Genomic DNA, 14,268 nt, shown 5'->3' with positions numbered 1-14,268 from the left:
GCAAGGCCCCGGTGATGCTGCACAATCGTCGCCTCAGGAGCGAAGACCACGGTGAGGAGCACATGTCCACGGACGGGTACGACGAGGAACTACGGTCCGAGCGGCAGTATGTCGACGGGCTCTACGCGCGGCTCGACAGCGAGCGGGCGCGGGTGCGGGGCCGGTACGTCACGGCGCTGCGCGGGGACGGCGGGTCGCCGATGGAACGCGAGTTCGAGGTGCGCGCGCTGGCCAAGGAGGCCAAGCGGCTCGACATCGCCGACAACGGGTTGTGCTTCGGGCGGCTGGACGCGGTGAGCGGTGAGCGCTCCTACATCGGGCGGATCGGCCTGTTCGACGAGGCGAACGATTTCGAGCCGCTGCTGCTGGACTGGCGGGCACCGGCCGCGCGCCCGTTCTATGTGGCCACCGCGGCGAACCCGGAGGACATGCGCAGACGCCGCCAGTTCCACTCCCGGGGCAGGCAGGTGGCCGGCTTCACCGACGAGGTGCTGGGCAGGCCCGCCGCCGGGGAGCACGGTGACGCCGCGCTGCTGGCCGCGGTGAACGCCCCGCGCGGGGAGGGCATGCGCGACATCGTCGCCACCATCCAGGCCGAGCAGGACGAGATCATCCGGCTCGACCATCCCGGCGTGCTGGTGATCGAGGGCGGGCCGGGCACCGGCAAGACCGTGGTGGCGCTGCACCGGGTGGCCTATCTGTTCTACACCCAGCGCGAGCGGATGGAACGCCAGGGTGTGCTGGTGGTCGGGCCCAATCCGGCGTTCCTGCAGCACATCTCGCGGGTGCTGCCGTCGCTGGGCGAGACGAATGTGGTGTTCACGACCACCGGTGGGCTGCTGCCGGGGCTGGAGGTCACCGCCGAGGACTCCCCCGAGGCGACGCGGATCAAGGGCTCGGCGGCGATCCTGCCGGTGCTCGCGGCGGCGGTGGCCGATCGCCAGCGGCTGCCCGCCGAGCCGATCTCGGTCGAGCTGGCCGATGTGCGCCTGCGCATCGACGCCGGGATCACCGAGTGGGCGCGCGACGAGGCGCGCGCGAGCGGGCGCCCACACAATCAGGCCCGCGCCGTCTTCCTGGAAGTGCTCACCTGGGCGCTCACCGAGCGGGCGATCGGGCGCATCGGCAAGGGCTGGCTGAGCCGCTCGGATCGCGACGCGTGGGAGCAGGTCCGGACCGATCTGCTGACCGAACTCGCCGACACCCCGGCGTTCACCGCCGTCGTCGACGAGCTCTGGCCGGTGCTGACCCCGGAGACCCTGCTGGCCGAGCTGTACACCTCCGCGGAGCGGCTGGCCGCGGCCGGGGCGGACCCGGTGCTGGCGCGGGCCGACGGCACGGCGTGGACGGTCGCGGACGTGCCGCTGCTCGACGAGCTGGTCGATCTGCTCGGCCCGCACGAGCCGGTCGACCGGACCGCGGAGAAGGAGGCGAAGGAGCAGGCGGCCTACGCGGCGGCGGTGCTGGAGAACATGGTCTCGCGTGAGGACATGATGGACGACGAGGACCACCTCTTCGCCCAGGACATGCTCTTCGGCGAGGACCTGGCCGAACGGTTCGTCGAACGCGACACCAGGGAGCTGGCCGAACGGGCCGCGGCCGACCGGGACTGGACCTACCGCCACATCGTGGTCGACGAGGCCCAGGAGCTCTCGGCGATGGACTGGCGGGTGCTCATGCGCCGCTGCCCCGGCAAGTCGTTCACCATCGTGGGCGATCTCGCCCAGCGCCGGTCCGCGGCGGGCTCCACCTCGTGGGAGGCGACGCTCGCACCGTATGTGCCCGGCCGGTGGGTGTATCGCCCGCTGTCGGTGAACTACCGGACACCGGCCGAGATCATGGCGGTGGCGGCCGCCGTGCTGGCCGAGTTCGCGCCCGAGGTGCGGCCGCCGGAGTCGGTGCGCGGCTGCGGTGTGGCGCCGTGGTCGCGGGCGGTGACCGCGAGCGAACTGCCCGCGGCCATCGCGGAATTCGAGCGAGCCGAGGCGGAGCGGGAAGGCACCAGCGTGGTGATCGGGCCGCCGGGGATGCCGGGGACGATTCCGGCGTCGGAGACCAAGGGGCTCGAATACGACGCGGTGCTCGTGGTCGACCCGGAGCGGATCGTCCTCGACGGTCCGCGTGGCGCCGCCGAACTGTATGTCGCGCTGACCCGGGCCACCCAGCGGCTCGGCGTGCTGCACGAGGGGCCGTTGCCGGAGGTGTTGCGTGGACTGACCGAGATCGGATCGACGGCCGGAGTCGGCACGTAACCGGCGTCGGGCCTGCCGCGCATCTGACCGCGCCCACCGGCCCCGGTGGGCCAGCCCGATCGATGGTCAGCCGTGGCCACCGACCCGGCCAGGGCGAGCCGGTGGTCAGCCCAGCGGACCTGTCACCGACTCGGCCGCGGCGACCAGAGCGACGGTGGTCAGCCCAGCGGGCCCGTCACCGATTCGGCCGCGGCGACCAGGGCTCCGGAGGCGGCGAGGTCGACGACGGCTTCGATGTCCGGGGCGAGGTGGCGGTCCGGGCCGGGGCCGGGGACGCGGGTGCGCAGGGCCGCGATGACGGCGGCGGTGGCGGGGGCCGGGGTGAGTGGCGTGCGCAGGTCCAGGCCGCGGGCGGCGGTGAGGGCCTCGATGGCGAGGACGCGGGTGAGGCCGTCGAGGGCGCGGCGGAGTTTGCGGGCGGCCGACCAGCCCAGTGAGACGTGGTCCTCCTGCATGGCCGAGGACGGGATGGAGTCGACCGAGGCGGGGGCGGCCAGGCGCTTGAGTTCGGCGACGAGGGCGGCCTGGGTGTACTGGGCGATCATGTGGCCGCTGTCGACGCCGGGGTCGTCGGCCAGGAACGGGGGCAGGCCGTGATTGCGGGCCTTGTCCAGGAAGCGGTCGGTGCGGCGCTCGCTGATGCTCGCCAGGTCGGCGGTGACGATGGCCAGGAAGTCGAGCACATAGGCGACCGGGGCTCCGTGGAAGTTGCCGTTGGACTCGACTCGCCCGTCGCGGGTGACCACCGGATTGTCCACGGCGGCGGCCAGTTCGGCGGCGGCGACGCGTGCGGCGTGGGCGAGGGTGTCGCGGGCACCGCCCGCCACCTGGGGTGCGCAGCGCAGCGAGTAGGCGTCCTGCACGACGGTGCAGTCCGGGGTCGCGTGGCTGGCGACGATCGGCGAATCCGCCAGCAGGCGCGTCATATTGGCCGCGGCGACGGCCTGGCCGGGGTGGGGGCGCAGGGCCTGCAGGTCGGCGGCGAAGACCTTGTCGGTGCCGAGCAGTCCCTCCACGCTCATGGCCGCGGTGACATCGGCCAGCCGCAGCAGCCCGCGCAGGTCGTGGCAGGCCAGCACCAGCATGCCGAGCATGCCGTCGGTGCCGTTGATCAGCGCCAGGCCCTCCTTCTCGGCGAGCTCGACCGGTGCGATGCCCGCGGCGGCCAGCGCGTGCGCGGCGGGCCGCGCGGTGCCCTCGGCGTCGCGCACGGTGCCCTCCCCCATGACCGCCAGGGCCACGTGCGCCAGCGGCGCGAGGTCACCGGAACAGCCGAGGCTGCCGTACTCGTGGACCACCGGGGTGATCCCGGCCGACAGCAGCGCCGCGTAGGTCTCGGCGACCACCGGCCGCACCCCGGTGTGCCCGGTGGCCAGGGTCGACAGGCGCAGCAGCATCATCGCGCGCACCACCTCCCGCTCCACCTCGGCGCCGGAGCCCGCGGCGTGCGAGCGCACCAGGCTGCGCTGCAACCGGGTGCGCAGCTCGGGCGGGATGTGACGCACGGCGAGGGCGCCGAAGCCGGTCGAGACGCCGTAGATCGGTCGCGGGTCGGCGGCGAGTTCCTCGATGCGGGCACGGCTGGCCGCGATCGCGCTCAGCGCCTCGGCCGACAAGCGCACTCCGGCGCACTCCCGCGCCACCCGCACGACCTCGGCGGGCGTCACCGGACCGGTCCCCACGACGACCGGCGTGATGCTCGGATCGATGCTCACAACGCTTCTCCCCTCGACTCGGACGTCTCCGCTCGCCGCTGCGCAGCGGGCCCACGATCGGGCGCGGCGCGAGGGTGCTGCCCGCGGTCTTCGGCTAAACCTGAGTGTGCAGCCGCACAGTAGCGCTCGGCGAACCCGTCCGGCGCGTATCCCGCAGCGAGGAGGACCCGTGTCCACCACCGTGCTGAGCGAGATCGGCAGCCTGCTCACCAATGATCCCGCGCTCGGCGACGGGCCGCTGGGCCTGCGCCGGGACGCCGCGATCGTGTTCGACGGCGACCGGGTGGTGTGGGTCGGTGACAGCGCCGCCGCCCCGGCCGCCGACACCGGGATCGCGCTCGACGGGCGCGCGGTGCTGCCGGGTTTCGTCGAATCGCACGCCCATTTGGTGTTCGCCGGGGACCGGGCCGCGGAGTTCGCCGCGCGCATGGCCGGGCGGCCCTACGCCGCCGGAGGCATCCGCACCACCATCGCAGCGACCCGGGCCGCGAGCGACGATGGACTGGCCGCGAACCTGCGGCGACTGCTGGCGGAGTCCCTGCGCGCGGGCAGCACCACCGTGGAATGCAAGAGCGGCTACGGGCAGACCGTCGCCGACGAACTGCGCGCTGTCCGGATCGCGGGCGCGGCCACCGACGAGGTGACGTTGCTCGCCGCGCACGTCCCACCCCCGGAGTACGCCGGACGCGCCGACGACTACATCGCCCTGGTGGTCGACCGGATGATCCCGGAGTGCGCGCCGTATGCCCGCTGGATCGATGTCTTCTGCGAGCAGGGCGCCTTCGACGAGGACCAGGCCCGTGCCGTCCTCATGGCCGGGATCGCGCACGGGCTCGTCCCCCGCGTGCACGGCAATCAGCTGCACCACGGTCCGGGAGTGCGACTGGCCGTGGAGCTCGGTGCGGCGTCGGTGGATCACGTGGTGCATGTCGAGGCCGCCGATATCGACGCCCTGTCCGGCAGCGGCACCGTCGCCACCCTGCTGCCCGGCGCCGATTTCTGCACGCGCAACCGCTATCCCGACGCGCGCGCCCTGCTCGACGCGGGCGTCACCGTCGCTCTGGGCGCGGACTGCAATCCGGGCACCAGCTACACGACGAACCTGCCCTTCTGTCTCGCGCTGGCGGTGCGCGAGCTGGGCATGACGCCCGACGAGGCCGTCTGGTCGGCGACCGCGGGCGGCGCGCGAGCCCTGCGGCGCACCGATGTCGGCGTGCTGTCCCCCGGTGCCAGGGCCGACGCGATCGCCCTGGACGCGCCCTCGCACCTGCACCTGGCCTACCGTCCCGGTGTCCCGTTGATCAGCCGGGTGTGGCGTGGCGGCGCACTCGTCGTGACGAACTGAGGTCCCGTGAATTCCGACGATGCCTGGACCGGCCGTATCGACGGCACCGACCCCGACCAGTTGCGCTGGCACCAGGTGGTCGCCCCGTACACGCCCGGTGGCGAGCCGGGCGCCTGTGTCTTCGTCGGCTTCGCCAGTGACGAAGGGGTGCGCCGCAACAAGGGCAGGCCCGGCGCGGTCCACGGACCGGACGCGCTGCGCAGGGCCCTGGCGCCGATGGCGCTACCCACTCCCCTGCGCGCCGCCGACGCGGGCACGATCGCGGTGACCGACGGGCAGCTGGAGGACGCGCAGCAACGGCTGGGAGCCACGGTGTCGGCGCTCCTGGACGCCGGGGAGTTCGCGGTGGTGCTGGGCGGCGGGCACGAGGTCGCCGTGGGCAGCTACCTCGGTCTCGCCGGTTCCGCCCGGCGCACCCCCGGCGCGATCGTCGGAATCCTCAACCTGGACGCGCATTTCGACTTGCGCCCGGGCCCGGTCGCCAGTTCCGGCACCCCGTTCCGGCAGATCCTCGAGAGCGATGCCGACGTGCGTTACGCCGTGCTCGGCATCAGCCAACCGAGCAACACCACCGCCCTGTTCACCACCGCCGACCGCTTCGGCGTGCGCTATCTCCTCGACGACGACTGCGCCGACCCCGCCCGGGTCGCCGCGTTCGTCGCGGAGTTCATGGCCGAGATCGACCTGCTGTATCTCACCGTCGATCTCGATGTCCTACCCGCCGCCGTCGCGCCGGGTGTGAGCGCCCCGGCCGCGTTCGGTGTCGCGCTGTCCACCATCGAGGCGGTGTGCGATCAGGTGAGCGCGAGCGGCCTGCTGGCGGTGGCCGACATCGCCGAGCTCAACCCCGGCCTCGATGTCGACGCGCGCACCGCCCGCACCGCCGCCCGCCTGGCGCACCGCCTGGTCACCCGGCACGTGCCTCAGAAGTAGCGGACCCACACGTAGATCCACGCGATCGTGCTGCTGAGCAGGGTGACCAGGGCGCCGTACTTGGTGAACTGCCAGAAGGTGATCTTCTGACCCGCCCGCGCCGCGATCCCGAGGGCCACCACATTGGCGCTGGCCGCCACCGCGGTGCCGTTGCCGCCGAAGTCGGCGCCGAGGGCGAAGGCCCACCACAGCGACTGACCGGTCTCCGGGTCCGGAGCCCCCGCGACCAGGTCCTCCACCACGGGTGCCATGGTCGCGGTGTAGGGGATGTTGTCGACGAAGGCGCCCAGCAGGGCCGAGCCGAAGACCAGCGCGGTCGCGGCGGCGAAGAAGTTGTCGCCCACCAGGTCGGTCGCGGCATTGCCGATCGCGGCGATCACCCCGGTGTGCACGAGACCGGCGACCATCACGAACAGGCCCATGAAGAAGACCAGCGTCGGCCACTCCACCTCCTGCAGGATGTCACCGAGATCCAGGCGCGAGACCAGCACCATCACGCCCGCGCCGACCAGCGCGATCACCGACGGCGCCACATGCACGACGCTGTGCAGGCAGAAGCCGATCACCACGCCGGTCAGCACGATCAGCGAGCGCACCAGCAGCTTCGGGTCGCGGATGGCGCGGCGCTCCTGCAGGGCCATCACCGCCTCGACCGAGCCGGGATCGGTGCTCAGCGCCGAGCGGAACAGCACCCGGGTCAGCGCGACGAACAGCACGAAGGTGATCACCACGATCGGTGTCATGTGCACCAGGAAGTCGTTGAAGGTCAGGCCCGCGCGGCTGGCGATGATGATGTTGGGCGGGTCGCCGATCAGGGTGGCGGCGCCGCCGATATTGGCGGCCAGCACCTCGGCGATGATGAACGGCTGCGCGGCGATGCCGAGCCTGCGGCACACCACCAGCGTCACCGGGGCCACCAGCATGATGATGGTGACATTGTCGAGGAAGGGCGAGGCGATCGCGGTGATGAGCATGAGCATCACCATCAGCCGGTACGGATTGCCCCTGGAGCGTTTGGCCGACCAGATGGCCAGATAGTCGAACAGGCCGGTCTGTTTGATGACGCCGACGATGATCATCATCCCGAGCAGCAGGAAGATGACGTTCCAGTCGATGCCCTCGTGCGGAGAGTAGAACACCTCGTCGCCGGGGATCAGGCCCAGCACGGCCATCAGGCCCGCGGCGATCAGGACGGTCTTGACCTTGTCGGCTTTCTCCGTGGCGATGAAGAAGAAGGCCACCACGAAGATCAGCACGGCGAGGGCTGCGGCCATCGGCCCGGACCCCTCAGTCGCCGGGGCCGACGACGGCCAGGCTCGTCAGCAGCCGTTCCAGGGTGATCGCGCCGCGCAGGGTGCGCGAACGGTCGACCACGGCGATGAGCGGACTGTGCTTGCGCGCCATCAGGATCGCGATCTCGAGCAGGGTCGCGTCGGGGGTGACGGTGGCCGGTTTGACCGCGCCGTCGGGCAGGCAGTCACCGACGGTCAGGCTGCCGGGTTCCTGCCAGAACAGGTCGGCGTGTACCTCGTCGATGGTGCGCACCAGGGTCGGGTCGTCGTGATAGGAGGCCGGGATCGCCAGGCGCAGCACCTGGGTTCCCGGCAGCACCGCCACCGGGCGGTCCGCCTCGTCGACGACGATCAGGCCCGGCAACCGGTTGACCACCATCAACCGCACCGCCCGCGCCACCGGGTCGGAGGTGCGGACGGTCGGCAGGTTCATCGCGATATCGCGTGCGCGCATGGCGTGGCTCCGTGGGGATTCGACAGTGCTCAAGGGTGGGCTCGCTTCCCGGTCAGCAGGTCCAGCCGCTGCTCGAGGCGGGCGAGCCGGTCGCCGAGCGGGCTCGAGTGCATGAGCTCGGCGACCTGGTCGGCCTCGTCGGGCTCCAAGGCGATGTCGACCGTGGGTTCGTCGCTGCCCGCCGTGTAGCCGAGCAACCGGCGCGCGCCGGCCGACTCGGTGAGCAGGGCGAATCGGGCGCCACCACGGGTGCGGAAGCTGTGCAGCACGCCAGCCCCTGGGATCGTCGTCCGGTCGATGTCCATCCCCAGCGGTCCTTCCTGGCACGGTCGATTGCGTCTGCATCGAGTCTCGATCGGCGCGCGCGGACCCACCATCGGCCCTGACACCCATTTGTGCGCGGGGCGCTGGCCCGGATCAGCCTCGGTGATGGGTGTGGCGCCCCATGGACAGAAAGGAGTGGCGCCAGCATGCTGGTGGCATGAACCGTCTCGCAGCGCTGCGAGCAGGACGTGAGCAGCGAATCAGCACGCCGGTGACGGCGTTGTTCTGGCGCATCTGCCTGCTCAACGGCGTCATCTTCACCCTCGGCACGCTGGTCCTGGCGTTCTCGCCCGCCACCGTCTCGGCCCGGCTGCGGCTGACCGAAGTTCCGGTGCTGGTCATCGGGCTCGCGGTGATCCTCACCGCCAACGCCGTCGCGTTGCGCACCAGCCTGGCCCCGCTCAACGAACTGGTCGCCTCCATGCGCCGGGTCGATCCGCCGCGGCGCGCGGCCCGCGTCGACCGGCCCGCCAGCGGCGATTTCCATCAGCTCATCGAGACCTTCAACGCCATGCTCGACCGGCTCGAATCGGAGCGCTCGGTGGCCGGTGGCACCGCGCTGGCCGCGCAGGAGGGCGAGCGCAGGCGCATCGCCCGGGAACTGCACGACGAGATCGGCCAGAGCCTGACGGTGGCGCTGCTGCGGCTCAAACGCGTCGTCGACCGGGCGCCGACGGGGCTGCGCGAGGAGGTCGAGGCGGCCCAGGAGACCGTGCGCGGCTGCCTCGACGAGGTGCGCGGCATCGCCTCACGGCTGCGCCCCGACGTGCTCGAGGACCTCGGCCTGCCCAGCGCGATCACCGCGCTGTGCCACGAATTCACCCGGTCGGCGGGCATTTCCGTGCGGCGCGAGGTGGACCCGGCGCTGAGCAGGCTCGACCCGGACATCGAACTGGTCTGCTACCGGGTGGCGCAGGAGAGCCTGACCAATGTGCTGCGCCACGCGGGCGCCGACGAAGTGACCCTGGTGATCGAACCCCGAGAGGACTGCGTGATCCTGCAGGTGACCGACAACGGACGCGGCGGCGCCGTCGAGGACGGCGCGGGCATCCGCGGCATGCGCGAGCGCGCCATGCTCATCGACGCCACCCTGACCATCACCTCCCCCGCCACCGGCGGCACCGCGGTGGAACTGGTCATCCCGGTGGCCGCGCGCCGCGAGGGGGTGCCCGCGTGAACACCCCCACCCGCATCCTGCTGGCCGACGACCACGCGCTGGTGCGCAGCGGCCTGCGGATGATCCTGGACAACGAACCCGACCTGCTCGTCGTCGCCGAGGCCGCCAACGGGTTCGACGCGGTCACCGCCCTGGCCGACGACGAGATCGACCTGGTCATCCTCGATATCGCCATGCCGAGGATGACCGGCATCCAGGCCGCGCGTGAGATCACCCGGACCCACCAGTCGGTGCGCATCCTGATGCTGTCGATGTACGACAACGAGCAGTACTTCTTCGAATCGCTGAAGGCGGGCGCCTCCGGCTACGTGCTCAAGTCGGTGGCCGACCGCGACCTCATCGAGGCCTGCCGGGCGACGATGCGCGGTGAGTCGTTCCTCTATCCCGGCGCCGTCACCGCGCTGGTGCGCGACTATCTGCACCTGGCCCGCCAGGGCTCCACGCTGCCCGAGACCATCCTGACCCCGCGCGAGGAGGAGGTGCTCAAGCTGATCGCCGAGGGCTACTCCGCGCGCGAGATCGCCGGGGAACTGGTGATCAGCGTCAAGACCGTGGACCGGCACCGGGCCAACATCCTGCAGAAACTGGGCCTGCGCGACCGGCTCGACCTGACCCGCTACGCCATCCGCGCCGGATTGATCGAGCCGTGAGAACGCCGAAAGCCCCCCGCGGCGAGGCGCCGCGGGGGCCACGAACGGGCCTCACTCGGAGACGGGGTCCACCTGCACGGCCTGCTTGCGGCCGACGATCAGGCGCATGACCGGTTCCACCACGCGCGCGCCGATCGGGCCGATGACCGCCATCAGCAGCACGTAGGTGGTGGCCAGCGCGGCGAATTCGTCGGGCACCGCGCCCGCGGCCACCGCCAGACCGGCGATGACGATCGAGAACTCACCGCGCGCCACCAGGGCGGTACCGGCCCTGGCCCGGCCCAGCTGCGAGGCACCGGCGCGTTTGGCCGCCCACCAGCCGGTGGCGATCTTGGTCGCGGTGGTGACCACGGCCAGCAGGATCGCCCAGCCCAGCACCGGCGGGATGCTCGCCGGGTCGGTGCTCAGGCCGAAGAGCACGAAGAACATCGCCGCGAACAGATCGCGCAGCGGTTCGAGGATCTTGGTCGCGTCGTGCGCGGTCGAATCCGAGATCGCGATACCGAGCAGGAAGGCGCCGACCGCCGCGGAGACCTGCACCGCCGAGGCGATACCCGCCACCAGCAGCGCCGAACCGAGCAGTTTGAGCAGGAAGATCTCGCGGTCCTCGCTGGCCACGATCGCCGAGACGTACTTGCCGTAGCGCAGCGCCACCACGAGCACCACGGTCACCGCGACCAGCGCGATGCCCACGGTGGTGAGCCCGGCCACGAAGCCGACACCGGCGAGCACGGCGGTGAGCACCGGCAGGTACACCGCCATCGCCAGATCCTCGAACACCAGGATCGACAGGATGGTCGGTGTCTCGCGGTTGCCCAGGCGGCCCAGGTCGTTGAGCACCTTGGCGACGATGCCGGAGGAGGAGATGTAGGTGACACCGGCCATGGCGATCGCGCCGGTCGGCCCGAGGCCGAGCATGAGCGCCACGATCACGCCGGGTGTCGCGTTGAGCACCAGGTCGAGCAGGCCCGCGGGCCAGGATTTGCGCATCCCGGTGACGAGTTCACCGGCGGTGTATTCCAGGCCGAGCAGCAACAGCAGCAGGACCACACCGATCTCGCTGGCCAGGTGGATGAAGTCCTCCACCTCGTGCAGCTCGATGAGTCCGCCGGTGCCGAAGACCAGGCCACCGATCAGATAGAGCGGAATGGGTGAGAGGCCGATGCGCGCCGCGATCCGGCCCAGCACACCCAATCCGAAGAACACTGCCCCCAGCTGGATCAATGCCAGCGTTGTTCCACTCATCTGCACGGGCTCAGCCGCCGGAGAGGATCGAAGCGGCGGCGTCCAGCCCGGCATTGGTTCCCACGACGACGACCACGTCGCCCCCGGCGAACCCGAATTCCGGTCCGGGCGAGGCGATGACCTGCCCCGCGCGCAGGACCGCGACGATCGAGGCGCGGGTCCGGGTCCGCATCTCGGTGTCGCCCAGGCGCTTGCCCGCGAACGGCGAGTTCGGCGGGACCGGCAGCGAGCGGGTGCTCACGCCGTCGAGTTCACGGTGCTCCTCGCGCAGCTGCGCGACGAGCTGCGGCGCGCCGAGCAGGCTCGCCAGCGTCCGGGCTTCGGTATCCGACAGCGGGATCTGCACTGTCGTGTCCGCGTCGCCGACCTTGGTGAAGATCAGGTCGGTTCCGCCGTCGCGGTGGTCGACCACGCCGATGCGGCGGTCCACCTTCGTCAGCGAAAATTCTTTCCGCACACCGATTCCCGGCAGGGAAGTCACATCTACATTCATTCGATCACCTAACCTCAGCTAGGCGATACCTTACCTTCTCTTTACTATCGTCGCCGACAGTCAGCCCTGCTCGAGCAGCCGGGCGGCCGCCTCCAAGCCCTCTTCGGTGCCGACGACGACCACCAGATCACCGGCGATGAAGGTGAAATCGGTTCCCGGCGAAGGGGTCACCTCACCGGCGCGGACCACGGCGACGACCGAGGCCTTGGTGCGCGTGCGCATCTCGGTGTCGCGCAACGGGCGACCGTCGAACGGGCTGCCCCGGTCGATGGCGAACTGGCGGGTGGACAGTTCACCGACCACGGGCAGCGTGGGTGTCTTCTGCACCACCTGGGGCGCGCCGAGCAGTCCGGCCAGTACCCCGATCTCGGTGACCGACAACGGAATCGAGGTGGTGGTGTCGTAGTCGCCGGGCCGCGAGACGACCAGGTCCACCGACCCGTCGCGGTGCTCGATCACGCCGATCCGGCGACGAGCCTCCGCCAGCGGAAAGTCCTTGCATACGCCGATCCCCGGTAAAGGCGTCACATCGATGTTCACGCCCACACAGTACGACTAGTCCGAGACGGCCGGGGGCCCACCCCGCATACCCGTTCCGACCGGTCGGAAGGGCGACCTCAGCCATGGTTAAGGTTATCGGCTGCCGGACCGGCCGGCCGCAGCACCAGAAACGGAGCACGACATGGGCACCTCCCCTTCCCGGTGGGACGGGCCGGTCCTCACCGCGCTGCGCACGCCACGGCAGCTGCGCACCGAAGTGCTCGGTGGGCTCGTCGTCGCGCTGGCCCTGATCCCCGAGGCGATCTCGTTCTCGATCATCGCCGGGGTGGATCCGCGGGTGGGTCTGTTCGCCTCGTTCACCATGGCGGTGACGATCGCGTTCACCGGCGGCAGGCCCGCCATGATCTCCGCGGCGACCGGCGCGGTGGCGCTGGTGATCGCGCCGGTGGCCCGCGAGCACGGCATCGACTACCTGGTCGCCACGGTGCTGCTGGCCGGGGTGATCCAGGTGGTGCTGAGCGTGGCCGGGGTGGCGCGGCTGCTGCGCTTCATCCGGCCCAGCGTGATGGCCGGGTTCGTGAACGCGCTGGCCATCCTCATCTTCCTGGGGCAGCTGCCGCATCTGATCGGGGTGCCGTGGCTGGTGTATCCGATGGTCGCGGTCGCGCTGGTGGCGCTGGTGGGGCTGCCCAAGCTCACGACCGCGGTACCCGCGCCGCTGGTGGTGATCATCGTGCTGACCGCGGTGACCATGGCGTTCTCGCTGCGGGTGCCCGATGTGGGCGACGAGGGCGCGCTGCCGACCGGCCTGCCGACGCTCGGGCTGCCCGCGGTGCCGTGGAATCTCGAGACGCTGTGGATCATCGCGCCGTTCGCGCTGGCCATGGCGCTGGTGGGGCTGCTCGAATCGTTGATGACGGCCACGCTCGTCGACGAGGTGACCGGCACCCGCTCCGACAAGACCCGCGAGGGCTGGGGCCAGGGCCTGGCCAATCTCGTGACCGGGTTCTTCGGCGGCATGGGTGGCTGCGCGATGATCGGCCAGACCATGGTCAATGTGAAGATCTCCGGGGCACGCACCCGGATCTCCACGCTGCTGGCCGGGGTGTTCCTGCTCGCGCTGGTGGTCGGTCTCGGCGGGCTGGTGGCCCGCATCCCGATGGCGGCGCTGGCGGCGGTGATGGTGGTGGTCGCGGCGGGCACCGTCGACTGGGGATCGCTGGCCCCCAAGACCGTGCGGCGGGTGCCGGTGACCGAGACCGCGGCGATGCTGGTGACGGTGGCCGTCACGGTCTCGACCCACAATCTCGCCTACGGCGTGGTGGCGGGGGTGCTGTTCGCGACAGCCGCCGATCGCCTGCGCCCCCGCCGCCGTGACGAGCCCGCGCGCCCGCCCGATCCGGTCGGCGCGCGGCCGTGATCGCGGCGGCGGCGCGGGCGCGGGCTTGCGTATTCGGGCGAACTTGTGTGTTGTTGGAGTTGTGACCAACTCATCCGGAGACGCGTATCCCCTCACGGACACGATGACCACCACCACGGCGGTACACGACGGCGTCACGGTCCTCACCGTGACCGGCGAGGTCGATCTGGCCACCGCGCCCGCGCTGGACGCCACCATCGAGGCCATCCTCGCGGACAAACCGGCGACCCTGGTGATCGACCTGACCGCGGTCGGGTTCCTGGCCTCCGCCGGGATGGCGACCCTGGTCGCCGCGCATCAGCGCGCGGGTGAGACCACCTCGATCGCGGTGGTCGCCGACGGGCCCGCCACCAGCCGTCAGCTGAAGATGACCAGCCTGGACCAGGTGTTCGCCATGCACACCACCCTCGCCGCCGCGCTGGCCTCGTTCACGTCCTGAACAACGACGACGCGCCGCCGTCCGGAGC

Annotated in this window: 14 protein-coding genes; 7 read left to right on the top strand and 7 right to left on the bottom strand. The window is 71.3% G+C overall.

Annotated elements, in window-relative coordinates; translation table 11 throughout:
- The first annotated feature begins 62 nt into the window (after positions 1 to 62).
- Positions 63 to 2,252, top strand: a complete 2,190-nt coding sequence (gene helR / locus ACWEMY_RS15080) for an RNA polymerase recycling motor ATPase HelR (protein ID WP_452390489.1) — start codon at positions 63 to 65, stop codon at positions 2,250 to 2,252.
- 158 nt (positions 2,253 to 2,410) lie between these two features.
- On the opposite strand, the gene hutH is transcribed toward helR, so the two are convergent.
- The gene (gene hutH, locus ACWEMY_RS15075; RefSeq protein ID WP_452390488.1) at positions 2,411 to 3,967 is read right to left on the bottom strand and encodes a histidine ammonia-lyase; all 1,557 of its coding nucleotides are present in this window, start codon (positions 3,965 to 3,967) and stop codon (positions 2,411 to 2,413) included.
- Positions 3,968 to 4,136: 169 nt separating this feature from the next.
- Between hutH and hutI the strand changes: the two genes are divergently transcribed.
- Positions 4,137 to 5,312, top strand: coding sequence for an imidazolonepropionase (hutI, locus tag ACWEMY_RS15070; protein WP_452390487.1), 1,176 nt, complete (start codon positions 4,137 to 4,139; stop codon positions 5,310 to 5,312).
- A gap of 6 nt (positions 5,313 to 5,318) precedes the next feature.
- Entirely contained in the window at positions 5,319 to 6,245 is a 927-nt protein-coding gene (hutG, locus tag ACWEMY_RS15065; RefSeq protein WP_452390486.1) for a formimidoylglutamase, read from the top strand.
- Here hutG and ACWEMY_RS15060 read toward each other — a convergent pair.
- Genes ACWEMY_RS15060 through ACWEMY_RS15050 form a run of 3 tightly spaced genes read right to left on the bottom strand, consistent with a single transcriptional unit; the run spans position 6,236 to position 8,296 of the window.
- Entirely contained in the window at positions 6,236 to 7,519 is a 1,284-nt protein-coding gene (locus tag ACWEMY_RS15060) for an SLC13 family permease (RefSeq protein WP_452390485.1), read from the bottom strand. The genes hutG and ACWEMY_RS15060 overlap by 10 nt on opposite strands.
- Before the next feature lie 13 nt (positions 7,520 to 7,532).
- Positions 7,533 to 7,991, bottom strand: coding sequence for a CBS domain-containing protein (locus ACWEMY_RS15055; RefSeq protein WP_375928349.1), 459 nt, complete (start codon positions 7,989 to 7,991; stop codon positions 7,533 to 7,535).
- A 29-nt stretch (positions 7,992 to 8,020) separates the two neighbouring features.
- Complete coding sequence (locus ACWEMY_RS15050; RefSeq protein WP_375928351.1) at positions 8,021 to 8,296, bottom strand: hypothetical protein; 276 nt, start codon at positions 8,294 to 8,296, stop codon at positions 8,021 to 8,023.
- A 176-nt stretch (positions 8,297 to 8,472) separates the two neighbouring features.
- On the opposite strand from ACWEMY_RS15050, the gene ACWEMY_RS15045 reads away from it, so the two are divergent.
- Positions 8,473 to 9,492 (top strand): sensor histidine kinase, encoded by a 1,020-nt coding sequence (locus ACWEMY_RS15045; RefSeq protein WP_375928353.1) that lies wholly within the window; start codon positions 8,473 to 8,475, stop codon positions 9,490 to 9,492.
- Positions 9,489 to 10,142, top strand: coding sequence for a response regulator (locus ACWEMY_RS15040; protein WP_375928355.1), 654 nt, complete (start codon positions 9,489 to 9,491; stop codon positions 10,140 to 10,142). Before ACWEMY_RS15045 ends, ACWEMY_RS15040 begins: the two co-directional genes overlap by 4 nt.
- A gap of 51 nt (positions 10,143 to 10,193) precedes the next feature.
- Here ACWEMY_RS15040 and ACWEMY_RS15035 read toward each other — a convergent pair whose 3' ends face one another.
- Genes ACWEMY_RS15035 through ACWEMY_RS15025 form a run of 3 tightly spaced genes read right to left on the bottom strand, consistent with a single transcriptional unit; the run spans position 10,194 to position 12,420 of the window.
- Entirely contained in the window at positions 10,194 to 11,387 is a 1,194-nt protein-coding gene (locus ACWEMY_RS15035) for a cation:proton antiporter (RefSeq protein WP_375928357.1), read from the bottom strand.
- Between the two features lie 10 nt (positions 11,388 to 11,397).
- Positions 11,398 to 11,880 (bottom strand): cation:proton antiporter regulatory subunit, encoded by a 483-nt coding sequence (locus ACWEMY_RS15030; protein WP_278264464.1) that lies wholly within the window; start codon positions 11,878 to 11,880, stop codon positions 11,398 to 11,400.
- A gap of 60 nt (positions 11,881 to 11,940) precedes the next feature.
- Positions 11,941 to 12,420, bottom strand: a complete 480-nt coding sequence (locus tag ACWEMY_RS15025) for a cation:proton antiporter regulatory subunit (protein ID WP_452390484.1) — start codon at positions 12,418 to 12,420, stop codon at positions 11,941 to 11,943.
- A 142-nt stretch (positions 12,421 to 12,562) separates the two neighbouring features.
- Here ACWEMY_RS15025 and ACWEMY_RS15020 point away from each other — a divergent pair, with 142 nt between their 5' ends.
- Both ACWEMY_RS15020 and ACWEMY_RS15015 read left to right on the top strand, forming a co-directional pair.
- Complete coding sequence (locus ACWEMY_RS15020) at positions 12,563 to 13,801, top strand: SulP family inorganic anion transporter (protein ID WP_452390483.1); 1,239 nt, start codon at positions 12,563 to 12,565, stop codon at positions 13,799 to 13,801.
- 103 nt (positions 13,802 to 13,904) lie between these two features.
- Positions 13,905 to 14,240, top strand: a complete 336-nt coding sequence (locus ACWEMY_RS15015) for an STAS domain-containing protein (RefSeq protein ID WP_375928363.1) — start codon at positions 13,905 to 13,907, stop codon at positions 14,238 to 14,240.
- Positions 14,241 to 14,268: the final 28 nt, after the last annotated feature.

Source organism: Nocardia sp. NPDC004415, assembly GCF_053602435.1.
Note: the sequence above shows the minus strand (reverse complement) of the source record. Positions and strands in the feature narration are given on the sequence as shown.